At 52.6% G+C, this 25,676-nt stretch carries 22 protein-coding genes and 3 pseudogenes; all 25 read right to left on the bottom strand.

The genetic code is table 11. The features are described from left to right. Window positions 1-5: 5 nt before the first annotated feature. The 25 genes and pseudogenes from HGBM_RS01800 to dut all read right to left on the bottom strand — a co-directional run bounded on the left by HGBM_RS01800 (window position 6) and on the right by dut (window position 25,668). Complete coding sequence (locus HGBM_RS01800; protein ID WP_019119396.1) at window positions 6-1,202, bottom strand: DegT/DnrJ/EryC1/StrS family aminotransferase; 1,197 nt, start codon at window positions 1,200-1,202, stop codon at window positions 6-8. A gap of 25 nt (window positions 1,203-1,227) precedes the next feature. Next, a complete protein-coding gene (gene galU, locus HGBM_RS01795) occupies window positions 1,228-2,121 on the bottom strand; it encodes a UTP--glucose-1-phosphate uridylyltransferase GalU (RefSeq protein WP_019119395.1) in 894 nt (297 codons plus the stop codon). Next, window positions 2,021-3,367, bottom strand: coding sequence for a glycosyltransferase family 4 protein (locus HGBM_RS26250; protein WP_019119394.1), 1,347 nt, complete (start codon window positions 3,365-3,367; stop codon window positions 2,021-2,023). Before HGBM_RS26250 ends, galU begins: the two co-directional genes overlap by 101 nt. Window position 3,368: 1 nt before the next feature. Next, the gene (locus tag HGBM_RS01785; protein WP_019119393.1) at window positions 3,369-4,766 is read right to left on the bottom strand and encodes a UDP-glucose dehydrogenase family protein; all 1,398 of its coding nucleotides are present in this window, start codon (window positions 4,764-4,766) and stop codon (window positions 3,369-3,371) included. A gap of 13 nt (window positions 4,767-4,779) precedes the next feature. Further along, the gene (locus HGBM_RS01780; RefSeq protein WP_019119392.1) at window positions 4,780-5,388 is read right to left on the bottom strand and encodes a sugar transferase; all 609 of its coding nucleotides are present in this window, start codon (window positions 5,386-5,388) and stop codon (window positions 4,780-4,782) included. 169 nt (window positions 5,389-5,557) lie between these two features. Then, the gene (locus HGBM_RS01775; protein WP_019119391.1) at window positions 5,558-6,838 is read right to left on the bottom strand and encodes a nucleotide sugar dehydrogenase; all 1,281 of its coding nucleotides are present in this window, start codon (window positions 6,836-6,838) and stop codon (window positions 5,558-5,560) included. Next, window positions 6,831-7,847: an NAD-dependent epimerase gene (locus HGBM_RS01770; RefSeq protein WP_280990807.1), complete on the bottom strand. Its 1,017-nt coding sequence runs from the start codon at window positions 7,845-7,847 to the stop codon at window positions 6,831-6,833. The genes HGBM_RS01775 and HGBM_RS01770 overlap by 8 nt, the downstream gene beginning before the upstream one ends. Continuing rightward, a complete protein-coding gene (locus HGBM_RS26245; protein ID WP_218916977.1) occupies window positions 7,756-8,619 on the bottom strand; it encodes a polysaccharide deacetylase family protein in 864 nt (287 codons plus the stop codon). The genes HGBM_RS01770 and HGBM_RS26245 overlap by 92 nt, the downstream gene beginning before the upstream one ends. 238 nt (window positions 8,620-8,857) lie before the next feature. Further along, window positions 8,858-9,898: pseudogene (locus HGBM_RS01760) on the bottom strand (asparagine synthase-related protein). 350 nt (window positions 9,899-10,248) lie between these two features. Further along, window positions 10,249-10,740: pseudogene (locus HGBM_RS31440) on the bottom strand (asparagine synthetase B family protein); the annotation flags it as partial. 7 nt (window positions 10,741-10,747) lie between these two features. Further along, window positions 10,748-11,884: a glycosyltransferase family 4 protein gene (locus tag HGBM_RS28705; RefSeq protein ID WP_019119388.1), complete on the bottom strand. Its 1,137-nt coding sequence runs from the start codon at window positions 11,882-11,884 to the stop codon at window positions 10,748-10,750. Window positions 11,885-11,887: 3 nt separating this feature from the next. Next, window positions 11,888-12,985, bottom strand: a complete 1,098-nt coding sequence (locus tag HGBM_RS01745) for a glycosyltransferase (RefSeq protein ID WP_019119387.1) — start codon at window positions 12,983-12,985, stop codon at window positions 11,888-11,890. A gap of 31 nt (window positions 12,986-13,016) precedes the next feature. Beyond that, window positions 13,017-14,186, bottom strand: coding sequence for an O-antigen ligase family protein (locus HGBM_RS01740; protein ID WP_019119386.1), 1,170 nt, complete (start codon window positions 14,184-14,186; stop codon window positions 13,017-13,019). A 33-nt stretch (window positions 14,187-14,219) separates the two neighbouring features. Then, complete coding sequence (locus tag HGBM_RS26235) at window positions 14,220-15,473, bottom strand: phenylacetate--CoA ligase family protein (RefSeq protein WP_147512775.1); 1,254 nt, start codon at window positions 15,471-15,473, stop codon at window positions 14,220-14,222. Between the two features lie 112 nt (window positions 15,474-15,585). Next, window positions 15,586-16,938, bottom strand: a complete 1,353-nt coding sequence (locus tag HGBM_RS01730) for a lipopolysaccharide biosynthesis protein (RefSeq protein ID WP_161604994.1) — start codon at window positions 16,936-16,938, stop codon at window positions 15,586-15,588. Between the two features lie 68 nt (window positions 16,939-17,006). Next, entirely contained in the window at window positions 17,007-17,750 is a 744-nt protein-coding gene (locus HGBM_RS01725; protein WP_026074133.1) for a tyrosine-protein phosphatase, read from the bottom strand. After that, a complete protein-coding gene (locus HGBM_RS01720; RefSeq protein ID WP_147512774.1) occupies window positions 17,743-18,432 on the bottom strand; it encodes a CpsD/CapB family tyrosine-protein kinase in 690 nt (229 codons plus the stop codon). Before HGBM_RS01720 ends, HGBM_RS01725 begins: the two co-directional genes overlap by 8 nt. Further along, the gene (locus HGBM_RS26230) at window positions 18,377-19,144 is read right to left on the bottom strand and encodes a YveK family protein (protein ID WP_019119381.1); all 768 of its coding nucleotides are present in this window, start codon (window positions 19,142-19,144) and stop codon (window positions 18,377-18,379) included. The genes HGBM_RS01720 and HGBM_RS26230 overlap by 56 nt, the downstream gene beginning before the upstream one ends. 524 nt (window positions 19,145-19,668) lie before the next feature. Continuing rightward, window positions 19,669-21,441, bottom strand: a complete 1,773-nt coding sequence (locus tag HGBM_RS01710) for a M3 family oligoendopeptidase (RefSeq protein WP_019119380.1) — start codon at window positions 21,439-21,441, stop codon at window positions 19,669-19,671. 41 nt (window positions 21,442-21,482) lie between these two features. Then, entirely contained in the window at window positions 21,483-21,665 is a 183-nt protein-coding gene (locus tag HGBM_RS30145; protein ID WP_147512773.1) for a hypothetical protein, read from the bottom strand. Continuing rightward, window positions 21,622-22,176, bottom strand: a complete 555-nt coding sequence (locus HGBM_RS01700) for a hypothetical protein (RefSeq protein WP_019119378.1) — start codon at window positions 22,174-22,176, stop codon at window positions 21,622-21,624. The genes HGBM_RS30145 and HGBM_RS01700 overlap by 44 nt, the downstream gene beginning before the upstream one ends. After that, a complete protein-coding gene (locus HGBM_RS01695; RefSeq protein WP_019119377.1) occupies window positions 22,155-22,781 on the bottom strand; it encodes a fumarylacetoacetate hydrolase family protein in 627 nt (208 codons plus the stop codon). The genes HGBM_RS01700 and HGBM_RS01695 overlap by 22 nt, the downstream gene beginning before the upstream one ends. A gap of 187 nt (window positions 22,782-22,968) precedes the next feature. After that, complete coding sequence (locus HGBM_RS01690) at window positions 22,969-24,411, bottom strand: nicotinate phosphoribosyltransferase (protein ID WP_019119376.1); 1,443 nt, start codon at window positions 24,409-24,411, stop codon at window positions 22,969-22,971. 39 nt (window positions 24,412-24,450) lie between these two features. Then, window positions 24,451-24,995: pseudogene (locus HGBM_RS26225) on the bottom strand (cysteine hydrolase family protein). Between the two features lie 130 nt (window positions 24,996-25,125). Continuing rightward, entirely contained in the window at window positions 25,126-25,668 is a 543-nt protein-coding gene (gene dut, locus HGBM_RS01680) for a dUTP diphosphatase (protein WP_019119373.1), read from the bottom strand. Window positions 25,669-25,676 lie beyond the last annotated feature (8 nt).

Here is a 25,676-nt window from a genome sequence, read left to right as displayed (position 1 = left end):
GTGCCCTATCTACCACCTTTGCCGTATTCAAACATAGCTCCCTGAGCACCCGGCCCGTTTTGCAGTGATCGTCTCACACAGTCGATCACCCGCTCTTGCGCCGCTTCGGACAGATTGGAACCGGAAGGCAGGCAGATTCCGTTTTGAAACAACCGTTCCGAAACAGATTCGCCAGCGGAGTGGGGATAGTAGCGGCAGCCTTGGAACAACGGCTGCAGATGCAGGGGCTTCCACACCGGGCGAGCCTCGATGTTCTCCGCCTCCAGCGCTTCCACCAGTTGACCGGCTGTGACCGCGCACCGCCCGGGGTGCAGCCAGAGGGCAGTCAACCAGCGGGTAGCCCTGCCAAATGGCGCTTCCGGCATAAACTCTATCCCTTCTATGTCATGAAGTGCCTGATGGTATCGTTCGAAGACCAGTCTCCTGGCAGCGATTCTCTCTTCGATGACCTGCAGCTGCCCGCGTCCGACGGCAGCCAGCAGGTTGCTCAGACGGTAGTTGTACCCCAGCTCGCTGTGCTGGTAATGGCGGGCCGGGTCCCTCGCCTGCGTCGCCCAGAATTTCGCTTTCTCCAACGCTTGCTGATCATTTGACACCAGCATGCCGCCGCCTGATGTCGTGATCAACTTGTTTCCATTAAAGGAGTAGATCCCAAACTGTCCGATCGTTCCGCTTGCTTTGCCGCGGTACGTGGCTCCCAGCGACTCCGCGGCATCTTCGATCAACGGGACTTTGTATCGGCGGCAAATCTCGGAGATCGGGCCCAGGTCGGCACTTTGGCCGTACAGATTCACCACGATCACCGCTTTGGGCATCCGCCCGTCCTGCTCGGCATCGCGAAAGGCCCGCTGCAGGGCGTCTTTGGACATGTTCCACGTTGCCGGTTCCGAATCGATGAACACAGGTGCTGCCCCCAGGTAGAGGATGGGGCTGGCGCTCGCGACAAAGGTCAATGCAGAGCAAAACACCGTATCCTGGGCAGCCGTTCCGGCGAGGCGCAGGGCCATATGGATGGCCGCCGTTCCCGTGTTTGTCGAAACGCCCCCTTTTGCCCCGACGTAATCAGCCACTTCCCGCTCAAATGCATCCACCTGCGGTCCCAGCGGCGCAACCCAATTAGAGGCAAACGCGTCCCTGACAAACCGCTCTTCCCATCCGCTCAAATGCGGCGGCGACAGATAAATCCTTTCCTTCCCCACCATTCCGTTCGTCCCCCTGCAGACTCCTTTACTTTTCGCTGACCAGCTGCAGTTTTTCCAGCCTGCCGATCAACAGGCGCGCCACATCATCCCGCAAATCCTGCCGCTGCAGGGCGAAATCGATCGTCGCTTCAATGAAGCCGAGTTTGGTACCCACGTCGTAGCGCTTCCCTGTGCATTCATAAGCCATCAACGCTTGGTGTTTGGAGAGCGTCCGCAAGGCATCCGTCAGCTGGATTTCTCCGCCTGCCCCGGCTTCCTGCCGCTCCAAAACGGAAAATATCTCCGGACGCAGAATGTAGCGGCCCATGATCGCCAGACGTGACGGCGCATCTTTCGGGGACGGCTTCTCGATCAGATCGTTGATGTAGTAGATGCCTGGGCTGCCGAACAGGAGATTGGCCGCAACAATTCCATATTTTCCCACCTCAACTTCCTCTACCTGCTGCACTCCCACGATTGTCGTGTGAAAGTGTTCATACATGTCCATGAGAGACTGCAAATACGGCTTTTCCGCTACGACCACATCATCGCCAAGCAGGACGGCAAACGGTTCGTCCCCGATGAACTTCCGTGCGCACCAGATTGCATGTCCCAGTCCCTTCGCCTCTTTTTGCCGGATGTAGTGAATCTCTACCATGTTGGTGATGCGTTCGATCTCCTCCAGCTGTGCCTCCCTGTTTTTCGCCTGCAGGCTGGCCTCCAGTTCATACGACTTGTCGAAATGATCTTCGATCGCCCGCTTCCCCCTGCCGGTTACGATGATGATATCCTCGATCCCCGAGGAAACCGCTTCTTCCACGATGTATTGAATCGTCGGTTTATCGACTATGGGCAGCATTTCCTTGGGCTGCGCCTTCGTGGCCGGAAGAAACCGCGTTCCCAGCCCCGCCGCCGGAATAATCGCCTTTCGCACCTTCATCCGGTTGCCACCCTCCTTTGCCTTGTTCGCATGCCGCGAGCAGTACCGCTTCCACTTGCCTGGCCAGCTGGATTCGTTCGTACTTTTCTTCGGCAAGCCGGCGGGCACGTCTGCCCATCTCCGCCAGATCCCAGATACCGCTTTGCAAACGGAGTAACAGGTCAGCCAATTGGCCGGGATCAGCCGGATCGACGTAAAAACCAACCTGGTACTCCTCGACAAGCTGTTTCGTCCAGCCGGCTGAATTTACGATCACGGGTTTGCCGGCCGCGAGCGAATCAAAAAATTTATTAGGCGAGTTCGTAGCAAGGATGGGGAGATTTTGAAAAGAGGTAATGGTGACGTCTGCAGCAGCGAACAGCGCAGGCATTTTCTTTCGCGGAAGCGGCCCGGTAAAGATGACATTGCCCAACCCGTGCTGTGCGCACATCGCTTCCAACAGCGGCCTTGTCTTTCCGTCGCCTGCCAGCACGAACACGATGTCGTCCCTGCTTTGCTCCTGCAGCTTGATCGCTGCGTGGATGAGGTAATCCAGCCCGTTGGCGATCCCCATGGAACCGCCGTGCAGGACGACCAGTTTGCCCTGCAGCTGGTATTGCTCCCGCAACTCCGCTCGGCCGGCGATTTCCGGCCCAAACAGATCCAGATCGCAGCAGTTGGGAATCATCGTCACCTTGCGGGGAGAAATCCCCTCATCGATTACGCCTTGCAGCATCCCGGGGGACAAGGCGATAATGTGCTCCGCTTGTTGGTACGTCTTCCGTTCCAACCCTTTTAACAGACCGATCAGCAAACGGGAGCGGATGGCCCCGATCTGCCTGGGAGCCTCCGGCCATAAATCCCTGACCTCAAAAGTGAATGGTATTTTATTCCAAACCTTGATCAGCAGTGCCGGTATGGCTACCGTCAACGGTGTGGAGGTAGCCAGCACGACATCGTACTCCTTCAGGGCGAGGCCCTTGAGGCAGGAAAAGAAGACGAACTGCAAAAACGACAGGACCCTGCGGAAATACCCCATGTAATTGGAATAGTGATTTTTCACGGCGATGATGTCGATTCCGTCGATGGAGTAGAAGCTGTAGAACCGGCTTTGCCGCTCCGGAGAGTTCGACGCGAGCGAAGAATCTCCTGTGATCATCGTCACCTGATGGCCCTGCCCGACCAGGTATTTGGCGAACTCGTACGACCTTGTCCCCAGGGAACCCTCCCTCGTGCTAAAGTACTGATGGATATACAATAGCTTCATCTCACACAGCCCCTAACCATTCCCTTCCCCCGTCCGCATCGCTCCTGCCGACGCCGCAAACGGTAAAGCCGGCATCTGTCAGCATCTTTTGATCCAATACGTTCCGTCCGTCGAACAGCAGCTTTGCCCGCATCCGCTCTCCCAGCTCGGCGTATGGCAGATGGAGAAACTCTTCCCACTCGGTGACGAGCACGACCGCATCACATCCCTCAAACAGACTTTCGGCCGTCGGGCAGTACTCCACGGAAAGCATCGGATGCTCGCAGGCCAATTTTTCCATCGCTGCCGGATCGTACACCTTGACACGGGCGCCGCCGCCGACAAGCTGGCGGATGATGTCGAGCGAAGGGGCGTCCCGCAGATCATCGGTGCCAGGTTTGAAGGCCAGGCCCAAAAGCCCGATCGTCCTGCCGGCAAGCGTGTCAAGCCGGGCTCCCAATTTTTTCGCCACCTGCCCCCGCTGTGTTTGATTTGCATCAAGGGCGGCCCGAACGATTGACAATTCCGCCTGATGCCGTTTTCCGGCGTGAAGGATCGCCCGCGCATCCTTCCCGAAGCAGCTTCCCCCCCAGCCGATTCCAGCCTGCAAAAATTGGGGGCCGATCCTTTGGTCCAGGCCGATCCCCCGTGCCACGGCGGTGATGTCAGCCCCAACGCTTTCCGCCAGGTTGGCAAACTCGTTGATGAACGATACTTTCACCGCCAAAAAGGCATTGGCCGCATATTTGATCAGCTCGGCGCTGGTCAGGTCGGTGGCGACCAAAGGCGGCAGGCGAGTATGCCCCGGACGCGGGATCGCAAGCGGCGGTGTGAAATCCTGCAGCAAGACAGGCCGATAGAGCGTGGCCAGAAAGGTCTCTTCCTCATCCGATTCAATCCCGACGACAATCCGATCCGGGTAAAACGAGTCAAACATGGTTTGGCCTTCCCGCAAAAATTCCGGATTGGAGACGACAGATATCCTGCTCTTCATCCCCCGCATGGCCAACTTCTGCTGCAGCAGAGCTTTCATCTCGCTGCCGGTGCCGGGGGGGACGGTCGATTTTAGGAGGATAACCGGCATGCTGCCGCCGCCCACCCGGGCCCCAATCTCTTGGACTGCCGCCTCGACACAGGTGAGATCCACCCCTCCGCCCTCTCCTATGGGAGTGCCTACAGCGATGATGACAGCGTCAGCGCCTGAATCAAAGCTGTCCCAATCATCGGTAAAGCTGATTCTTCCTGCCGACGCCCGCAGTACCTCCTGCAATCCTCGTTCGTAAATCGGCAGTTCTCCCGCCCGCAGTTTTGCTATTTTTTCCGCATCGCTGTCGATCAAGGTGACTTCGTGGCCGATATAGGCCAGAACACTGCCAGTAGACAAGCCGACGTATCCGCAGCCAATCATGATGACCTTCAAGCTGCCACCCCGCTTACATCATTTCCTGATGATTCCGTGAACCGGTAAAATCCTGAACCGTAGCGCATCCGTCTTCGCTGATCCCGCGCGGATCAAGCACTTTTACGAGCGTAAGACAGAGGATTTTCAGATCGAGGCAAAAGGACTGATTTTCGACGTACCAAACATCCAACTCAAATTTCTCTTCCCAGGTAATCGCATTTCTGCCGTTGATCTGCGCCCAACCGGTGATCCCCGGCTTCACCTCATGTCTGCGGGCCTGGCGGGGAGTGTAGAGCGGCATGTACTCCATCAGCAGCGGACGAGGTCCGACGATGCTCAACTCCCCGTTCAGCACATTAACCAACTGGGGAAGCTCATCGATGCTGAACCGCCTTAACCACCGGCCAAACGGGGTGAGACGCTGTTCGTCGGGCAGCAGCCTGCCATCGGCGTCCGTCTCACTTGTCATCGTCCGGAATTTGTAGATCGTAAAAGGCTTGCCGTGCAATCCCGGGCGCTGCTGCTTGAACAGCACCGGCGATCCCAGTTTCCAGCGGATCATGAGGGCCGCAAGTATGAGTACGGGCAGAGCTGCCAGCAATAGAATGGCCGCGACAGCAATATCAAACCATCTCTTCACATGCCTTCCTCCCTGAGATTGTCAGCTGCCCTTTTCCACTCCGGCCTGTCTGATTTCTCCCCTGTTTTCCTGGTACATTTTCCGGCACACCCTACTTTAGACCTAGTCCCGCAAGCCAAACCCTGATGTGTCCTTCTTGCCGGCGTGACGGCCAGTCAGAGATCCCACCCTACAGTCTCCAAAGCGAAATGGATGCAGGACAGCTTGCTGGATCAAGCAACCCTTTGAGATCTGCGACAATTCCTTGCTTCTCTTGCAAGCAAGGCAGAACCCCTTCCCACCCCAGACTGGCGTATTCATCATGCGGGACTGCCAGTATGACAGCGTGAGCCTGCCGCAATTCCTCCGGCTTGCTCAGTCTCACCCCGTACTCTTGTTCTGCCTGGATGGGATCGGCCAGGGGATCGGTAACCTGTACATGTATCCCGAATTCCCTCAGTCCGTATACGATATCCAACACCTTCGAATTGCGCAGATCAGCTACATTCTCTTTGTACGTCAGACCCAAAATCGTTACAACCGCGCCCTTTATCCTATAATTCTGATGGATCAACTGCCTTACTACAGCCTGAACGATAAACACAGGCATGCCATCGTTGATTCTCCTGCCGGCGAGGATCACTTCCGGATGATAGCCAATGCTTTCGGCCTTGTACGTCAGGTAATAGGGGTCGACGCCGATGCAATGCCCGCCGACTAGGCCCGGTTTGAACGGGAGGAAGTTCCACTTGCTGCCCGCCGCTGCCAGGACTTCGCCGGTGTCGATGCCCATCCGATCAAAAAGGATCGCCAACTCATTTATCAGGGCAATATTGATATCCCGCTGTGTATTTTCGATTACTTTGGCAGCTTCTGCCACTTTGATCGAAGGTGCCCGATACACACCCGCTTCCACAACCATTCCATAGACATCGGCAATCATGTCGCAGGTCGCTTGGTCTTGCCCGGAGATCACTTTGACGATGTTGGAAAATCTGTGTCGCTTGTCTCCCGGGTTGATTCTTTCGGGCGAATAACCGACGAAGAAATCCTTTCCTGCACGCAAGCCAGAATGCCGCTCCAGAAGCGGTAGGCATACTTCTTCCGTCGCCCCCGGATACACCGTAGATTCATATACAACGATCGCACCCGGCGTCAGATTCTCTCCCACGGTCTTGGATGCCTGTATCAGCGCCGACAGGTCCGGCTGTTTCGCTTGATCGATCGGGGTAGGTACGGACACAATCACAAAGTCACAATCCCGCAACGAGTCCGGTGACACCGTGTAGGTGATGTTCGCCCTTTTTAGCTCTTCGGCCGTTAGCTCGCCGTAGATATCGATTCCTTGCGTCAAGGCAGCGATTCGCTTTGGATTAACATCAAAGCCAATGACTGGCTGTATCTCGCCAAATGCCGCAGCGACCGGCAATCCGACATATCCCAGTCCAACCACGCCGATTCGTCTATACATACTGAACTCCATAATATTCTGTATACCAATCGACAAACCTGGAAATCCCCACCTCGATGGGGGTGGCCGGCGAAAAGTGGATCAGTTCTGTCAGTTCGTCCACCGCGGCATACGTCTCGGGAACGTCCCCCGCCTGCAGGGGCAAAAATTCTTTTACTGCCCGGCGATTTAATTTTTCCTCCAAGATCGAAATAAATGATAAAAGATCGACCGGTTGATTGTTGCCGATGTTGCAGACTCGATAGGGAGCGTAGCTTGATCCAGGGTCAGGCCGGTCTTTGCGCCACGCCGGATTTGCTGCAGGCTTTAGAGGAAGCAACCGAACCACCGCTTCCACGATGTCATCGATATAAGTAAAATCGCGCTTCATCTTGCCCTCATTGTAAACCTGGATCGGCCTCCCCTCTACGATGGCTTTCGTAAAGGTTAACAGCGCCATATCCGGCCTGCCCCAAGGTCCGTACACCGTAAAAAAACGCAGGCCCGTCGTCGGCAGGCCGTACAGATGGCTGTAGGTATGCGCCATGAGCTCATTTGATTTTTTCGTCGCGGCGTACAGGCTGACGGGGTGATCCACATTGTCGCGAACGGAAAAGGGCATCGCCGTATTCGCACCGTAGACTGAACTCGAGGAAGCGTAGATGAGGTGCTCACATTGGACTTGTCTGCAGCCTTCCATGATGTTGAGAAACCCGACGATATTTGACTGGATATAGGCATGCGGATTTTTCAAACTGTACCGCACGCCAGCCTGTGCCGCCAAATGAATCACCACAGAGGGCATATACGACTGAAAGATCTGAGAAATGGTGTCTTGATCCTCCACATTCGCCCTTCTAAATGCAAAGGAGGGGTAGCTTTGCAGCATGTTTAACCTCTCTTGTTTGAGGGAGGTGTCGTAGTAATCGTTCAGATTGTCAATGCCAACCACGAAAAAACGATCTTCCAACAACCTCTTTGTCAGGTGAAACCCAATAAAACCGGCGGCCCCTGTCAGCAAAATCGTCATCATCACCATCTCCATCACATAATGTGTCGGAAGAAAATTGGTCGTAATATTCGCTCAATGTTGCCCCTTTGAAATAGCGGGAAGCAAGCTGGAACAGAATTTCCAAATCGCGGTACAGTCCTTCAATACTTTTATCTGACGGAAAAGTAGGACTGCCGCCCGGCATCAGTTCGGAGGAGTGAAGCATAAATTCGACATAGTCGCGCTTCTCCGCCAAAGCTATGGACAGGATCCTGAGCATATCGTTCCCGTTTTTGCCGTCCGGACGCAGCCACATATTGCGCAACAGTCTATTTTTAACACGTTCTCCCGCCACTTTTTCGATCAGCCGATCGTATTTTTTCAGATAGCGGAAACGCCTTGCCGGAATGATGGTAACCGGTACCTGGAGCAAGGCGGATCGACCGGATTGTCGTATCTGATGCAAGTCCATATAATAAGCGGTCGACGGATAATGCGTATAGTCAGTGCCTCCGTTTCCCCCTGGAGCGCCCGGATGGGATCGCCAAGAAACCCCTGGTGTCACAGAACAATCGACATGGTAGCCATTTTCCCCCAATATCTGGGCGTACGTCTCATTAAAGGCCCATCTTCCTGCGCGATGACTCCGCATTTTTACCTGGAAAATATCTTCGAGGGTACGGGTCAAACATTTCACTTTCTCCCGGATCTGCTGCTCAGGATATTCGATCAAATAGGGATGATGCCGGTTGTCGTTCTCTGTCAAAGGAACCAGCGGCGGCGAGTTCCAGGCGTGCAGATGCATCCCCACTTCGCCTGCCCCCCGGCGGATAGCATCTCTGGCCAATTCTTGGAACACGTCGCTATTCGCCATCTCCCAATTGGTTAAATACGTCGGTTTCAAGCCGTATTTTTCGCTCAGTGCCTGAAATCTGAAGAGAAATTTTGCATTTTCGGTTGTGATCGTGTCACGTCTGGCCCACAAGTTATCCCCTTCCGTATCGATCGTGATGATGAACGCTGGTTTTCTCATTTCCACGGAATGCCAATCACCCCTTTCCCTGTTTGGAGATGTACTTCGCAAACCGCCTCAACCATATTTCCAAGGCGAGCGGATTGAAGATATCCTTGTACCAGATCGAACCTTTCCCTGGAGCCTGCCGGCAAAAATAGTCGTATTTTTTTAACAGGCGGTTTCGATCAATAATCCCGTAGGTAAAAATCAGGCTGTCTTCGCCAAAGTAGGAAAGCGTCCTCTCGCGTAATTCGCGCTTTAACCATTCGCTTTGCGGGTTGATAAAGCCTTGCTTGTCTTTTCTCCACACGATTTCTTTGGGCAGATAGACTTCCAATGCTTTGCGAAAGATATACTTTGTCCAGCCATGGTTTAATTTGTGCTCCATCGGCAAAGGAATGAACGTCTCAATCAAGCGATGATCAAGGAACGGATGGCGAACCTCCCGAGACCAGGCCATCGACATCCGATCTTCATACTGGGCAACGACCGGCAATGAGAATCTCTCGAGGTCAAACATCTGCCTGTCTTGTACGGTGACGCCGGACGGCAGCCCTACCTGCAAGGGTTTGAAGTCTTGCAATGCCTCACCTGAAACGTCGATTTCCGGCGGCCTGAAAGAACCGGGAAAATAGCGCTTTGCCTCAGACAAGGAAAATTGGGCGAGAACAGTCCCCTGTCGCCAAAAATCGATGAATGCCTGTGCAGCTTTCCCGTATCTGCCGCGTCTTAGGAGATGTTGGATATAGAACCCCAGATATTTCCTGTAACCGCAAAGCAGTTCATCTCCCCCCTGCCCGCTCAACACCACTTGAATGCCTAATTGATGAGCGTGTTCCATGAGAAGATAATGGGCAATCGTAGAAAAACTGCCAATCGGTTCATCGTGATATCAGGTGACCGTCTCCAGAAAATCAAAGGCTTGCATGGGATTCATGTCAAAGACGATCTTGTGGATGTCCCGTTGGAGATAGCGGCCCATGAGGTTGATGAACGGACTCTCGTCAAAGCGCGAATCATTGCTGACAATCGCCAGTACTTGCATGTTTTGCTCTTTTCCAAGGAGAAAATCCATTGCGGCCGCAATGGCCGAGGAATCGACCCCTCCCGAGAGCAGTAGCCTGTCGGAACATCGCTGCACAATTGCAGCCTGACCGAATCCAAAAACAATTCGCGAATCTGTTGGGCAAGGACTGATTCCTCGACATCGTTTTCGGAGTAGAGCTGTATCGCCCAGTACCGTTCGAACTGCAATTTGACTTCAGCTGAGCTCAGGTCTACTGTCACAAAATGATGGGGCGGCACCTGTTTGATACCGTGAAAAAAGGTATCCTGCGAGGTCGATGACAAAGACTGGAGGATGTATTCGCCGACAATTTGATGGTTTAAAGCAAAGGATTGACCAGCCATTTCCAGAATCGTTTTGATTTCGGAAGCAAAGTAGAGTTCCCCATCGTTTACGTAGTAATACAACGGCTTGACACCCACGCGATCCCGGCACAAAATCAGCCTTTTTTTCGTTTTCTCCAGCCAGGCAAAGGCCCACACCCCGTTAAACCGGGACAAGGCTGCACCCGAATGATGCAGGGCTGCCAAAACAACCTCCGTGTCCGTACGGCTCTGAAAAGAATAGCCAAGAAGTTCCAACTCGGAACGAATTTCATGAAAGTTGTACACCATGCCATTATGGATAATCACGCCTTTCTCATCCTGATAACTCATGGGCTGATTTCCCGATGCACCGGCATCCAGGATGGACAGCCGCTGATGGCCCAAACCAATTCTCCAATGCCCTATGCTGTATTCCGCTATTCCTTGTGCATCTGGTCCACGGTGCTTTTGAACCTCCTGAGCCCGAAGCAACCTCTCTGTCAATGGAGGCTCATGCAAAGAGACGATTCCGGTAACTCCAGACACGCAGCGCTCACCCTCCCTCCAAACTCATTCTTTGCTCTACTCTTGCCGAGGATGTTCCAAGCAGAGGCAGTAAGATCTCTCCCACTACTTTTTCTTCCGTAAAGTGATGCGCAGTTTCGTTTGCTGCCAGACACATCTGGATATATTTCTGCTCATTCTCCGCCATGAGTCGAAGCTTTTGGACGATCTCTTCAGGCGAGCGGACCGATACCAGGTAGCCGTTGTGACCGTCAAGAACAATTTCCGGCAGCATCCGCCAATTTGTCGCGATGACCGGTATGCAGGAGAAAAACGCTTCCAGGATCACCCCGGGATACCCTTCTCCGATATGATAGGAGGGAAGTAACAAAACGTCATATCGGCTGATCGTCTCAATGACTTGATGTTGATCCAGAACCCCGCAATAAACGGCATTTGGCACCGCCTCTACCTGCCGTAAAAACTCCTCCTTATCCGCCGCGTGGAGCGGGCCATAAAAAAAACAAGCCGTCTTCGGCTCTTTTCTCAGCGCTTCGAGGATATCAAAAACCCCTTTTTCTTTTCGGATCTGGCCAACAAAAACACAATTGACCCGACCGGCTAATCCCCTTCGTTCGCGGGTGACGGGATGAAACGGGAGGAAGTTGGGAAAGTGAACGACGCTGCTTTCCGGAAGTCCCAGGACATCGATAAAAAAGCGGCAGAAGGCCCTTGTCTGCAGGAGGAAATAATCGGCTCGCGAGAAGATTTTTTTGATCAGGAGCTGGTACCAGGCAGGCAATAAGCGATACTCTTCGATAAAGCATGTGCCAAACTGTTTCATGATGACCTGTTTCCCATATGCTTTAAACAACAAAACGATCAGAAGGCCAAGGGTATAAGAAAAACGGGAGTTGGCCCAAACCAACACCCCGTCTACTTGCTTTCGATAGCGAAACGCCTGGAGGAAAAAGCGGACTCCGTTTTTCAAATCCGACAAGTCCAGCTTCCGTCCCACTTTGCTCTCTTGTTCTTTTCTTGATGTATCCAGGATCTCCACATGCAGGTGGGCTTCCTGTAGTACTTTGCTTTCCACTAACCTGGAAAAAGAAACGGTATCTCCTCCAATCGGCGGTGGGAGCGGACCGATTGCCAGCCACCTGCTGCATATACGGTCTTCTTCCATTCGTTAGAACACCCCCTCGTATGCTTCCGCAATCTTCCTGGCGTGAAAAGATTGTGCCCGTTCCATACCCGCCGCTTCATGCCGGGCGAGGCTTAAACAAGCCATCATCCCGTCAGCCAGCGCCTGAACTTCATTTTCTGCCACTAACAGACCGAATTCACTGTTGCCCAGGATTTCCCGCGGACCGCTCCGGCAGTCTGCCGCTACGATCTTGACGCCGCAGGCTAAAGCTTCCGTCAATACATTGGGAAATCCCTCCGTTCGGGAAGGCAAAACAAGTAGATCTGCATACTTCATGTAAGGATAAGGATTTGATTGAAATCCCATAAACGTCACATTCCTTTCGATACCAAGCGAGACAGCAAGTTGGTGCAATTCCGCTTGCAGGGGTCCTTCTCCGAGGAGGTATAGACGAGTACTGGGGTTCACCTCGTGCACTTGTCGAAAAGCGTTTAGCAGCAAGTCAAATCCCTTCACGTAAATCATCCGTCCGACGGCAACAATGATTTTGTCTTCTTTTACCTGTTCGTATGGGTTGAACGCTTCGGCCTCGTTCGTTACGTAGTCTATGTCCAAGGGGTTGAAGATTCTCACAACTTTTTGAGCCGGTACGCCCTGCAGAAGGGAGAGTATATCGTGGCGCATGCCATCAGATTGCGTCAGGATGATATCTGCCTGCGGGTACAGCCATCGGTACAGACCTCTTAAGATCATTCGTTTCCACCAAGCGAACGATTGCAGGGATTTCGATAATGTATTGGTTTGCCGGACGATGATTTTGGGCTTGACCGCAAAAAACTTTCGCACGAGTAATACGGCTAAATTCATATAGCCAATGGTCGAGAGAATCGTATCGGGGCGAAGCCGGTTTACTTCTTTTATCAATGGCAGCAAGGCGTAACGAATTCGTTTTTTCTGTAAGTTGATTACTTGAATGTCTCCGGGGATGCGCCCTGCAAACGGCCCTTCCAAATTGGTTACCAGCAAAATCGGTTCCACTCTCTCTCGATTCAGATGCCCGAGCAGTGTAACAATCACCTTCTCTGCTCCTCCGCCTGCCAGATTGGGAATCATCACTAACACTCTTTTCACCTTGGACATGGATTGTCACCTATTATCTCATTTGTATGAATCAGCCTTTCGCATCGGCAGCCGAGACCAAGTGAAAGGCCAGAACCATCATGAGCCACATGCTCTTTTCACTGTAGCTGACCACCCCGACCTCCCACAAAGCCATCGTTATGATCATCATGAGCGCAAAGTAGGCATGTTCGTAACCCGCTACTATGCCTTTGATACTTTTTGCCGTAATGACAAAATAGCTGAAGTAATAAAGAAAGAGACCGCTGATTCCGAAATCGCATAAAAGCTCAATATAATTATTGTGGGCGTAGGTACCGTAGGAACCGAGAACACGGAATTGATCGATGCCGTTCCCCATAAAGGGACTTTGCATCCACAGAGTAAGCCCCTCATTCACCATCGCCAAGCGAGTGATTCCGCTGGTATTTTCCCCCTCCAGAAGCTGAAAGAACCGCTTAAACACGGTAATTCCTTCAAGATTTTGGAACAATAAGCTGCCCAAGTAGACGGCCGCGATCGCCAGGAGCAGCAGGAGACCGCTGCACAGCGCTTTCATCAGATGCGATTTTTTCGCGATTTGATATCCCTTCAAGACCAAGTAGAATAGAAAAACGATCCAAAAGAACAGCATCTTGATACTTCCCGAAAAAACTGTCGCAAAGATGACAAAACAAAGCCCGGTTGTTTTGCACAACACCCTTTTTTTCTCGCTGAGGAACATGATAAAGGCCGCGATGGTCAAATTCATCGCAAGAAGGTTGGGATTGCCCAATATCCCGGAAAGCCTTAGGTCTCCTGCAGAAGTGTACAGCTCCAGGGATGCTGTAGCCATGATGACCACCCCGCTCAAAAACGAGCTGGCGATTAGAGCGGACAGCGAAGCTCCGTTTTGTAGAGCCAACCAGACACATCCGGCGCCCCATACACCCGCCGACAGGCTGATGGCAGAATAGATCGCCGACAGTTGATCTACCGACCACATAACAGAGGTGAACGCAAAAAGCGCAAATAACATCGGCAGGATGAACCACTTGGGAACATACAGCGATCTCATTTTCAGATAATGAAAACCCAACCCAAGTAACATGGCGAGCGAGAGGATGGCTCCTAATCGTGAGATGACCGGTACTGCTGTTAATACCAATACGGTGAATACGTAGAGCATCGCAAGTCCGTTCATGAGCGGCCAACGCCTGGTCTTGGCTTCTTTATGCACCATACTCGTACCTCTTGCATTTGTCTGGAAATCCAGTTATCGGCTTACCTTGGAAATGGTATATCGGTACTTTCCGGATGAAGCAGGCAGGATTTCTTCCATAAGCTCAAATGTTACCTGGCAGGTTTCCCCCATCACCATCTGGATTTTTTTGGTAACGTCATCAAGTTCCTCTTTATGGTATGTAAACGGATTCCGGTTTTGATCGACCGGGACGATTAAAATCCTGATCTTTTCATACTCTTCCTGGATGACCTGATACTTCTTCACAAACGGCTTGTCATCGAGGAGAAGATTAAACATGCTGCCGTCGATCTGGACGCCCTGCTTGTCAAGAAACATATCCGTCACTCGGCCGGCAACCTCTTTTAACAGGGGTAAACCTCGTCGGCAACTGCAAGTATGTTCGCTCCAACTGCCCACATCGCCAATGCGGTACCGAATGAATGGCATGGAATAATTGAACAGGACTGTAATCACAAGTTCCCCAAGTTCGCCCGGCTCCGTCGCCGTGCCGTCAGGCCGCAGGATTTCCACGTAGTGCGTTGCTGAAGAAACGTGCAAGCCCTTGTGTTGATTGCACTCACAAGCGACATCCCCCACTTCCCTGGAGCCATAGCAGTTAAAACAACGAGTCTGAAACACTCGTTCAATCACTTCCCGCATGCGGGGATACAGCGTTCCAGCCGATGTCATGATGGCTGTCGGGGAATAAACGGGCATTTTTTCCCGCTCGATAAACCTTGCCAGCTCATAGATACTTTCTGCGTACGCTAAAATTTGCATAGGTTTGTACTGATTGATTTGGTTCACATAATTCGTCATCTGTTCCGCCGTCATGCGCAGCGAATACAGCCACAGCTCATTTCTCAGCCATCTCCCCAACTGTGTTTTCGCTGATTCTTTCCCGGCAAAAAGATCTCTTGCTGAGCCCCATAATCTTATTTGCCGATCGACCAAAGAGCGATCCGTCCATTCATCGTTGACGATCTTAATCGCTTCGTTCCAGAAAAAATATTCTTTATCCTGAAGGAAACGGACAGGTTCCCCCGTAGAGCCGCCCGAAGTGTTCTCATACCACATACGGGTGTGGATATCGGCAGATTGCAACTGTTCGAATTGGGTTCGCATAACGTTTTTATCGAGCAAGGGAATCCGCGAAAAATGTTCCAGTTGCACCTGTTCTTGCCGATCAATCACGCCGCTCTCCTTTAGAACAGTGCGGTAATACGGGACGTTGCGGCAGGCGTGTTTTAGGAGCGAGGTCAGGTTTTCCCGCTGCATTTCCAAGACTTTCTCTCGAGGCAGCCATTGCCAAGCTCTTAGCTTATCTGCATATTTTAAAGAGTTGCCTTGCAACGAAAGCCTTGCCCTCCACAGTTTTTCCTTCACCTTCATCACTTTAGGTCGCTCCTTCGTCAGTGATATCGCCGGGCAAACTTGACCGTTCCGCGTCATGGCGCATCTGCTTTTTCACGTAGAACATCACCGCCACGATCAGGAAACAATTGAATACTCCCCCTGTCACGCTGAATAAAGCGATCGCCGAAAGCGCGTCGGCAGACAGAGCCCCCCAATATAGTACGGCTGTCCGCGAGATAAATAATCCGATCTCATAACAGAGCAGGAACCGCTGCAAACCATACACCTGAGCGGTTACAAATGACGGCGTATTCAAGAAACCGAAGAATACCCAGACCGCCATCCATTGCGCGTACAAACCGGATTGAAACCACGCTTCTCCCAACACGAACGTAAATAATTGCGGGCCAAACCCGACCAAAGCGATCGTCGGCAGCATTGCAACGGCAGCAAGGGTCAAAGTTGATCTCTTGACCGTCTGGTAAATGTTTTTCCTATCGTGATAATCCTTGGACACCTTCTGATAAAACACCTGGGTGATGGATTGGCCAATCAGATTATACGGCAGTTGGATGAGCCGAAGTGCCAGGGAATAGTAACCGACTACGCCTGTGCCAAACGCATACGTCAGGATAAATGCCGGGACGTTTTGGGAAAATTCATTTAACAGGGTTTGCGGTGTGCTGTATAAGGGGAAGCGGACATAATCCTTCGCCAGCTTCTGGATTTTCGCAAAGCAAAGCGCATCGCGAATAATCCTTTTGTCTTCCCGCAATACCTGCCCGAACAAGATGGACGTTGCGAGGATTTGCCCCGCAACCTGTCCAAACACAAGCCCCGGTGCACCAGCATGCAAGATTCCGCCAGTCGTTTGCGTGCCCGCGACTCCCACAGAACGGAAGATCTGGAAAATCGAGAGTCTGGCAAAGGCCTGCTTCCTCGTACACCAATAGGCGAGGGACTGGTACACTCCCATGGCAAAAACGCTGATGGGAATCATCCATAGCCACGGAACGCCTCTTGCTCCAGGAACATACTGCGAAAAATGACGGCCCATCGACGGAAGTATGAGTATCGATGCAGCAGTCAGGCCAAATGTAATCAGCAAAGCCAGCATAAGGATATTGACGGCATCGTCATCCTTTTCGGGCAATACAATCGCCAGCTCGTACCGGCCTGCCATCATGACAGCCAGGATACTTACGATCGATGTGTAGAGGGATAAGACGCCAAAAGCTGATGGATCGTACAATCTGCTCAACAGAGGCGCAGTCAGTATCGTGAGGCATTGGCCAAGTCCCGTACCCAGTACTAGGACCGCAACATTTTTGACGAACTTCGCATAAAACAGATTGCTCATTAGCGTCAGGGCTTGTCTCATACGCCCACTCATCCCACATCCCCTCACCTGCCGGGAGACGAACGATCCCACATTCAACCGACACAACCACCTTTTTCTGCTCAGCAGTCGTAAAGCGGTTCCGGGACGCTGCATGTCACCCCCTGCAGGACGGCTTCTGCATTACGGCGATATGTTTGCACGACATCGGCTGGGGCGATCTGAAGCAAAGATTGATACGCCGCATTCAGCTCCAGCTTTCTTATGAGCGAGTCATGCCCATCGCTTGCGATAAGCTGCACCAGACGATGTCGAACCATGAACTCAGCCCACTTCCGGGCACTTTTGCCCATCTTCCCTGCCAGACTGCTCGCAGTAAGCTGCGCGACAGCCCCTTGTCTGATCCACCTTGCCAAGCGATCCGGCTTCCTTCGCAACACCTGGTTCCGCTCAGGATGGGCGATAATCGGCGTCATTCCCGATGCATGCAGATTCGCAAGAACTTCGTCCGTGAACAGCGGCAGATGAAGCACAGGGAGTTCAAGCAGTACATACCTCCTGGCGTTGCACATCGTCAAGAGAGTGTCAGACAGCAGATGTTCAACCATATTGGCATGCATATGAACTTCTGCGCCTGGATGTACGCGCAGCGGGATTCCTTCGCGGTCCAGGATGGCCTGAAATGCTTCAACCGCCTGCAAGACTTGCTCCGCATTGTTTACATATATGCCATCGTGCGAATGCGGAGTGGCAATCATCTGCGTGATCCCGTCTTCCACAGCAATACGCGCCATTTTTATCGCTTCTGTCTCTGATTGGGGACCGTCATCTAAACCAGGAAGAATATGACAGTGGATATCAATCATGGCTATAATCGTAGTAGCTGTCCCTGTCTACTTTCTTGTTGTTAAGCACGGACCCGATGACGTTTGCTCCTACATGGTCAAGCAGCGCTTTTGCTTTTTTCGCTTGTTCGATCAGCACCTTGCCGCTCTGGAGAACCAACAACACTCCATCCACATAGGCAGCTAGTACTTGACTGTCTGTTACCGGAAGGATCGGAGGGGTATCCAATAATACGATGTCATACTGATCTTTAAGCCGCTCCAGCAGTTCACGCATCGTTTCGGTGCTTAAAAGTTCAGTCGGATTGGGCGGAACGGGCCCGGACGGAACCACATCAAAGCCAATCAATGGAATGTTCTGAACAGCATCGGACAACTGGACTTCCTGCCGCAACAGGCTGGTTAAACCGACGTGATTTGGTAGTCGAAAAATTCGATGAATGGCTGGTTTCCGCAGGTCTCCATCCACTACAACGACTCTTTTTCCTGCCTGGGCCATGACGATAGCCAAATTGGTCACCGTGGTCGTTTTCCCTTCGCCAGGCACAGCGCTCGTAATCATTAACAAGTGAATTTTTTTGGGCCCTCCGACAAACTGAATATTCGTTCGCAGGGTTCGGTATGCCTCTGAAATCGGCGACTTTGGATTAACGTGACAGATTAACTTGCTTGGTGTCTTCCGAGATTTCAATGGTATCTTCACCTGCCTGACGAATACGTTTCTTCTGTTTTTTTCTGTTTTCCTGGAAATCTGTAATGGTTCCCAAGACAGGTATAAGCAAAAATTCCTCGATCTGTTCCTCTTCTTTTATCGTCTTGTCGAAATACTCCAGCAAAAAAGCCAGCCCAACGCTGATCAGCAGTCCAAGGACAAGACCTATTCCCATGTTCAGATAGGGCTTCGGGCGAACTGGTAGCGGATTCCCCTCCACCTTTGCTTCGTCGAGAATAGAGATGTTGTCAACCTTCATCATGCTCCCCAAATTGCGCTGGAAAGACTGTGCGAATTCATTGGCAATGGAGGCGGCCATGGCAGGATCGGAATCCGTAACCGTAATGGTAGTGACGAGCGATTGATCAGACTCTTCCACCTGTACGTGTCTGAGGAGCAGCTCTGTTGAGAGATTCAGGTGTAGGCTGCGTATCACATCTTCGGCAATCCTGCGGCTTTTGATGATCGAGCTGTAAGTCTTCACAAGCTCCTGATTCGCTCGTACATCATTTAATAACGTATCTGCATCCTGGTTGGCGCTGTGTGTTTGAATCAATAAACTTGTTGATGCCTCGTATTCCGGTTTTAACAGAAAAAAACTTAGCCATCCACATACTGCTACAGAACCAATGGAAATAATGAGGATCAAAGCCAAGCGCTGCCGTATGATCTTCCTAACATCCGTGATTTGAATGTTATCCATTAGTTAAGTTAACTCCCTTACCGCGAAGTGTTGAACCGGCTGGAAATATACCCGTTATCGGATTGTATGTGTAAACTCTCGATGATATAACATTTGCAATCTTATTGTCCGAAATTTTGATTCTTTTGGATGTTTGCAGCATGGCTTTTATTAGTCAGGATTGGGTTTCCTTGAAAACAGGAATACGGCGCATCTTATCCGTCTGGCTTCCATCTAGCTTCCCGGTAGCCGTCAGGCCTCCACCGAGGTTGTGCTATTCAAGCTGGTGAGCACTATCGCCGCTCCGCCTTTGTGCGTCCAACACCCAACAGGAACATGTGCCCGGGTCCGGGAGACTACTATGGGGTTTTCATAACGTAGCCTATTTTAATCTATGTCCCATCCGGCTGTATTTGACTTTATTTTTTGGGTATTTTGTCATTTGCATTTCAATCGTTTTATCAAAATTTGTTATTTTTGTTAAATAAACACAAAAAATCAGGCTTCCAATTAGGAAGCCTGTCATGGGCAAATGGTCTGGAAGGCTATTTTTCTGAAACAAAGAGCTCAATATCCTGCTCGATCAATTGCAGCGACGAGCGCCAAAAATCTGCGGAATGGACATCGATCCCCATGATTTTGGCTACATCGGCAATGTTCATTTTGCCGGTGACGGAGAGAAGCTGGTCGTACTGCTCCACAAAGGATGGGCCGCGATTCAAATATTCCGCGTAAAGCCCTTTGGCAAAGAGCAGGCCGAACGCGTATGGGTAGTTGTAAAAATTGGCGTCGGCGTAGTAGTAGTGCGGCTTGCAAATCCACATTTCAGGATGGAGATACTGCGGGTCAAGGCCGTCGCCGTACGCTTCTTTCTGGGCCCAGAGGAACAGGTCCTTCAATTCTTTGACGGAGAGGGAACCTCTCTCCCGGCGCTTAAACAGTTCGGACTCAAACAGGAAGCGGTTGTAGATATCGACGATAACCTGCCCGGCATTGGACAGATCGTGTTCCAGGATTGCAATCGTCTCCGCCTTCGACGCCTTTTTCAGAGCCGCATTGGTGATGATGGTCTCGCAGAAGATCGAGGCCGTTTCTGCGATCGGCATCGGGTAGTCGCTGTTTAAAATGGACTCCCCTGCCAGACATTCACCGTGGTAACCGTGGCCCAATTCGTGGGCCAGCGTGCTGACGTCATTGAAACTGCCCGTAAAGTTGGCCAGGATTCTGCTCTCGCCAATGACGTGGAGATTGTAGCAGAAAGCGCCTCCGCGCTTCCCTTCGCGGGGCTCGGCATCGATCCAGTAGCTGCGGAACGCCTTGTCGGCGTAGCGGGCCAGCTTCTCGCTGAAGCTGCCAAACTGCTCGACGATGAACTCCCTGGCTTCGTCGTAGCTAAACTTCATGTCTGCGCCGCCGAGCGGAGCGAACAGGTCGTAGAACGGCAGCCCGTTTTGATGGCCGAGCATCTCCGCCTTTTTGCGGAAGTACTTGCGGAAGGCGGGCAGGCTTTCACGAATCGCCTGCAGCATCGCATCGAGGGATGCCTGATCCATTCGCGATTCGATCAGGGTGCGCTCCAGGGGAGAAGCGTAGCCGCGCAGCTTGGTGGTCGTGATCACTTCCCCTTTTATCCCGTTCAGACAGGCTGCCGAGGACTCCTCGATTTTCTCGTAAGCCTTTCGTTCCGCCTCGTAGGCGGTTTTTCGCACCTGCGGATCTTTGTCGTAAGCCATGTTTCTCACGATGGGCAGCGGCAGCTGCCTGGCTTCCCCGGCGATGGTGATGTCCACCAACAAGTTGGAGGTCAGCGTCTCCTGCAGCTTTGACCAGGCGTTTGAGCCGGTGTTGCGCATTTTGGCGATAAGCACCTCTTCCTTTTCACTGAGCAGGTACTTGTTTCGCTTCGCGGTTTCTGTGAGAAAATAGCGGTGCTCCTCCAAACGCGGCGAGGAAGCGATGATCGCGTCGAGGTTCGCCAAAGCTCCCAGCCACTTCTGGAATTTGACGGCGGGCTCTACCAGCTCGACACTTTTTTCCTCCAGCGCTTCGATGGTTTGCCGGGCTTTTTCATTTTTGGCATCGGTGCTGAAGGTAAGCTCGGCGAAGGCCATCAGCCGGGAATACAACTGTTCGTACTTCGTCAATTTGGCGAGGTACGCTTCGATCTTCTCTGCCGGGTCAAGGCCGTCTCCAGAAAGCTGCTCGGCAAAGCCGCGCAGATCGCCAATCAATTCCGGCACCTTGCCCATATCTGTCTGAAATTCTGCTGATTCGAATGATGGATACAGGGCATCCAAATTCCAGCGCATCTGATTCATGCGATTCCTCCCGCTTTGTTTCTTGTTGTACTTCTTGTACTTCACTTTTCATCGAGAAATTTTACCCGTTCAAATACTTTTTCGTTGTTGGGATAGACGACTCGCTCGTTGCGGGGATTCTTGCAGTACACGACGATCCAATCCTGATCCACAAACTCGATGACTCCGCGCTTTTTGACGTTATTCACGACGATTTGCACCCTCCTGCCGATCAGTTCGTCCATTCTCCTTCCCCTCCTTCGGCTGTGATGCTTCCGCAAGTGTGCGAGACAAGAAATGCTCGGTTTTGCCGCCATTTCGCCCTGCAGGCTGAATCCAGACAAAACCCGGCTGTTTGACCCGCCGGTGATAGGCGAAGGTGCCCCTTACCCCCTGCAGGTAAAAATAGCCCCAAATCACCAGGGAGGGGATCACGCTCAGCGCAGTCGTCCCGGCAAACAGCAGCATGGTCAGTTTGGATGTGACGAAAAACAGGAACAGAACCACGGCACACACGCGGCTTTTCCGGTAGACGCCATACGCCAGCGCGAGGATCAGCGCGATGTCGAGGAAGACGGTTGAATCCAAATCCAGAAAGGCGACGCCGCCTGCGGAGCCGAGCAAAGCGGCGAATGCAGTGATTCCTGTGGAGACGAGCGCCGCACCCCAGCCCAGATTAATCATATGCTGGATTTTTGCCGACTCTTCCCGGTTGGACTGCGCGGTTTTCCGGTTTACCTCAGCCTGATCAGACATTCTCCTGCCACCTGCTCTCCCCAGATGAGCGAAAGCTGGTCTCCGTCTGCTACCGGCCCTACCCCGGCCGGCGTCCCAGTGTAGATGATATCCCCGGCATCCAGTCCGAAATGCTGCCCTGCAAATTGGATAATCGTCGGCAGGTTGAACAGCATCTCGCGCATTTTGCCGTGCTGCACCTGTTGGCCGTTTTTCAGCAGGGAAAAACCTGTCTCAAGGCAAGCTTCCAGGCCTGGAAACTCCCACGACCGGGTGATCACGGCCGAGTTGGGAAACCCCTTGGCCAGCAGCCAGGGATGGCCTTTTTTCTTCAATTCGGATTGCACGTCGCGCAGCGTAAAGTCGATCCCGAGCGCCATCCGGTCGATGACATCGGACAGACTCATCCCAGGTTCGTAGGGGCGGGCGATATGTACGACGACTTCCACTTCATGATGAATTTCCCCCCGGCCGGCCGGCAGGACGATCTCCCGTCCATCCGCAAGCACCAGCGCGTGGGTCGGCTTCGAGAAGAGAAAGGGCGTGGTCGGCACCTCATTTCCCAACTCCTCGGCGTGCAGCCTGTAATTTCTGCCAACGCAAAAAATATTTCGACAGCTATCCATTTCATTTCCCTCTTTCAGGCGTTTATTTTGCTACAAATTTACAGATTCATTATCGCAAAAAACGGCTCTTTTTGGTAGATGGGCGTTTGCGAAGCGATTGGCCCGCTTTCCCGACCCCGTAAAAGCAGAAACAAGCCTGCTTGCGCTCACTCGCGAGACCAGGCTTGTTTCGACAGCGCCTTTTGCTTTACTTTTGCGTGTAGTAATGAATGAGATCCATTTTTGTATCCCAAACTTTTTGACTTAAATCGACAGGGTACCGCTCGGGATTTAGCTTCCGCAGGTACTCCTCCCAAAAAAGGGAATACTGTGATCGATGGTAGCTGCGAATTTCATCCAGACTTGGCAATTCATAGACCTGCTTGCCGTTCACAAACACCGGTTCCAGCAGGTTGATCGCATCGTAATCGACCACGAATTTGTGCATGTAGGTATGGACAGGGTCGAACAGCTTCAGCTTCGGCAGATCCTCCACCTGTTCGTCCACCATGGCGATGTAATCCCCTTCACTCTTGCCCGTATTGCGGTTGACAATCCGGTAGACGCTCTTGAATCCGGGAGTGGTAATCTTCTCCGGGTTGCCGGAGATTTTGATGGTCGGCAGATATTCGCCGTTTTCCTCTTTTGCGACGACCTTGTACACACCGCCGAGCGCCGGATCGTCAGCAGCGGTGATCAGCTTGGTGCCGACGCCCCAGGTGTCGATCTTCGCTCCTTGTGCCTTGAGGTTGAGGATCACGTTTTCGTCAAGGTCGTGCGAACTGATGATTTTCACATCTTTCAGCCCCGCGTTGTCCAGCATCTCGCGGGCCTTGATCGAGAGGTAGGCCAAATCGCCGCTGTCAATCCGGATGCCCTGCAGCTTTTTACCTGCCGCCTGCAATTTTTTGCCGATCTTGATCGCGTTGGGAATGCCGCTTTTCAAGGTATCGTAAGTATCGACCAAGAGCGTCACTTCATCGGGCAGCGCTTCGGCAAAACGCTCGAACGCCTCCAACTCGGTGGCGTGATCCTGCACCCAGGAGTGGGCGTGCGTTCCCTTGGTCGGAATCCCGAACATCATCCCGGCAAGCATGTTGGACGTCGCGTCAAAACCGGCTATGTAGGCCGCCCGCGCCCCCCATATCGCCGCATCCGCCTCCTGTGCCCGGCGGGAGCCAAACTCAAGCAGGATTTCATTGGGAGCCACCAACCTGATGCGCGCCGCCTTGGTGGCGATCAGGGTCTGGTAATTCATAAAATTGAGCAGCGCCGTCTCCAGCAGCTGGGCTTCAAAGACCCTGGCTTCCACTTGAATCAGCGGCTCATTGGGAAAGACCAGCGTCCCTTCCTTGACCGAGCGCAGGTTGCCGGTAAACCGCAGCTCTCTCAATTCCTCCAGAAAACCGGGATCGTAGTTCTCCTCCTGCTCTGCCAAGTAAGCGATTTCCCGGTCGGTAAAGCGCAGTTGGTTGATGTAGTGGACGATTCGCTCCAGACCGGCAAAGACGGCAAAACCGTTGCCGAACGGAAGCTTGCGAAAATACGCTTCAAACACCCGTCTTTTGTTGTGCGTGCCGTTTTTCCAATGCGCGTACATCATGTTAATTTGGTATTTATCGGTATGAAGCGTCAAATTATCATAACACACGGATGGTTACATCTCCTTTTAGATAAAGAACACTTGTTGTCAGTCGACGATCTCAGCTCCCAGCGCAGAGGCAAAGTGACCCAGCGCCCATTCGTGGCCGGCCTGATTGAAACTCTGTACGGCCCCGCGGTGGATGACAAGCTGAAACCCCTTGTTGTAGGCGTCGACCGCAGTATGAAGGACGCAGATGTCCGTGCAGACTCCGGCCAGATGGAGCTCGGTAATCCCGCGGGAGCGCAGGCGAATTTCCAGGTCGGTGCCGGCAAACGCGCTGTACCTGGTTTTGTCCATCCAGTAGACCCGCTCTTTGTTGCGTTGATAGGTATCATTCAGCTTCCCGTACAGGTCGCGGCCGCTCGTCTGGTAAATGTTGTGCGGCGGAAACACCCCGACTCCGGATGATAAGGGTCGCCGGGCTCATGGCCGTCTACCGCCATTACGACGTAATCTCCATTCCGGATAAACTCCTCTGTCAGTGCCGTGATGCGGTCTTCGATGGCCTGGCCGGGTTTCCCGCAGGTCAGCTTACCATCATCTGCTACGAAATCATAGGTATAGTCGATGACAATCAGACATTTTCCCACTTCACAGCCCCCATTATTTCACCGTTTCCCTAAATTGTACACGAACAAACTCTTTCCGTTAAGGCTTTTTCTTCAATTATGCAGAAAAGCCGTTCCTTCCAAAAAAGAACGGCTTTTGGCATGGCTGTATTCAATTCGTGCCAGACGAGCCAAATCCGCCGGCACCGCGTACCGTTTCATCCAACTCCTGCACGAGTTCAAAGCTGGCCTGCGGCACTTCGGCGATGACGCCTTGCGCAATCCGGTCCCCTTTGCGGATCAGGTAGGATCCGCTTGCGCAGGCGGTGTCGACCGCTTCCCGCTGATTTTGCAGTGTGGTCACTTCCCGCGTCCGCACGATCTGCAGCTGGCCCTCTTCAAGGCTGTACTGTGGCGTGGCAATGTTGTCGATCAGGACGCATATCTCTCCGCGGTAGCCGCTGTCGACCGTCCCCGGCGCATTGCTGACGCGCAGCTTCGTCTTCAGGCTGATCCCGGATCGGGGCCGCACCTGCAACTCGTACCCTGTAGGGAGAGCGACAGCGAGGCCTGTCCGCACCAATTTTGTCTCTCCAGGCTGGATGATTGTGTCCTCTACTGCCACCATGTCAAACCCGGCGTCCCCCGGACGGGCATATGCCGGAACCGCCGCATCCGGGTGCAGTTTCATCACGTTTACCGGTATCTGTTTCATCTCTCTCC

This window comes from Brevibacillus massiliensis (genome assembly GCF_000311785.1).
In the GTDB taxonomy this organism is placed as follows: Bacteria; Bacillota; Bacilli; order Brevibacillales; family Brevibacillaceae; genus Brevibacillus_C; species Brevibacillus_C massiliensis.
Note: the sequence above shows the minus strand (reverse complement) of the source record. Positions and strands in the feature narration are given on the sequence as shown.

What these genes read in the sequence shown, in the direction of transcription:
- HGBM_RS01800 (WP_019119396.1), bottom strand. Translation starts at nt 1,202, where the DNA reads ATGGTGGGGAAGGAAAGGATTTATCTGTCGCCGCCGCATTTGAGCGGA.
- galU (WP_019119395.1), bottom strand. Translation starts at nt 2,121, where the DNA reads ATGAAGGTGCGAAAGGCGATTATTCCGGCGGCGGGGCTGGGAACGCGG.
- HGBM_RS26250 (WP_019119394.1), bottom strand. Translation starts at nt 3,367, where the DNA reads ATGAAGCTATTGTATATCCATCAGTACTTTAGCACGAGGGAGGGTTCC.
- HGBM_RS01775 (WP_019119391.1), bottom strand. Translation starts at nt 6,838, where the DNA reads ATGTATAGACGAATCGGCGTGGTTGGACTGGGATATGTCGGATTGCCG.
- HGBM_RS01770 (WP_280990807.1), bottom strand. Translation starts at nt 7,847, where the DNA reads ATGACGATTTTGCTGACAGGGGCCGCCGGTTTTATTGGGTTTCACCTG.
- HGBM_RS28705 (WP_019119388.1), bottom strand. Translation starts at nt 11,884, where the DNA reads ATGGAAGAAGACCGTATATGCAGCAGGTGGCTGGCAATCGGTCCGCTC.
- HGBM_RS01745 (WP_019119387.1), bottom strand. Translation starts at nt 12,985, where the DNA reads ATGTCCAAGGTGAAAAGAGTGTTAGTGATGATTCCCAATCTGGCAGGC.
- HGBM_RS01740 (WP_019119386.1), bottom strand. Translation starts at nt 14,186, where the DNA reads ATGGTGCATAAAGAAGCCAAGACCAGGCGTTGGCCGCTCATGAACGGA.
- HGBM_RS01730 (WP_161604994.1), bottom strand. Translation starts at nt 16,938, where the DNA reads ATGAGTGGGCGTATGAGACAAGCCCTGACGCTAATGAGCAATCTGTTT.
- HGBM_RS01725 (WP_026074133.1), bottom strand. Translation starts at nt 17,750, where the DNA reads ATGATTGATATCCACTGTCATATTCTTCCTGGTTTAGATGACGGTCCC.
- HGBM_RS26230 (WP_019119381.1), bottom strand. Translation starts at nt 19,144, where the DNA reads ATGGATAACATTCAAATCACGGATGTTAGGAAGATCATACGGCAGCGC.
- HGBM_RS01710 (WP_019119380.1), bottom strand. Translation starts at nt 21,441, where the DNA reads ATGAATCAGATGCGCTGGAATTTGGATGCCCTGTATCCATCATTCGAA.
- HGBM_RS30145 (WP_147512773.1), bottom strand. Translation starts at nt 21,665, where the DNA reads ATGGACGAACTGATCGGCAGGAGGGTGCAAATCGTCGTGAATAACGTC.
- HGBM_RS01700 (WP_019119378.1), bottom strand. Translation starts at nt 22,176, where the DNA reads ATGTCTGATCAGGCTGAGGTAAACCGGAAAACCGCGCAGTCCAACCGG.
- HGBM_RS01695 (WP_019119377.1), bottom strand. Translation starts at nt 22,781, where the DNA reads ATGGATAGCTGTCGAAATATTTTTTGCGTTGGCAGAAATTACAGGCTG.
- dut (WP_019119373.1), bottom strand. Translation starts at nt 25,668, where the DNA reads ATGAAACAGATACCGGTAAACGTGATGAAACTGCACCCGGATGCGGCG.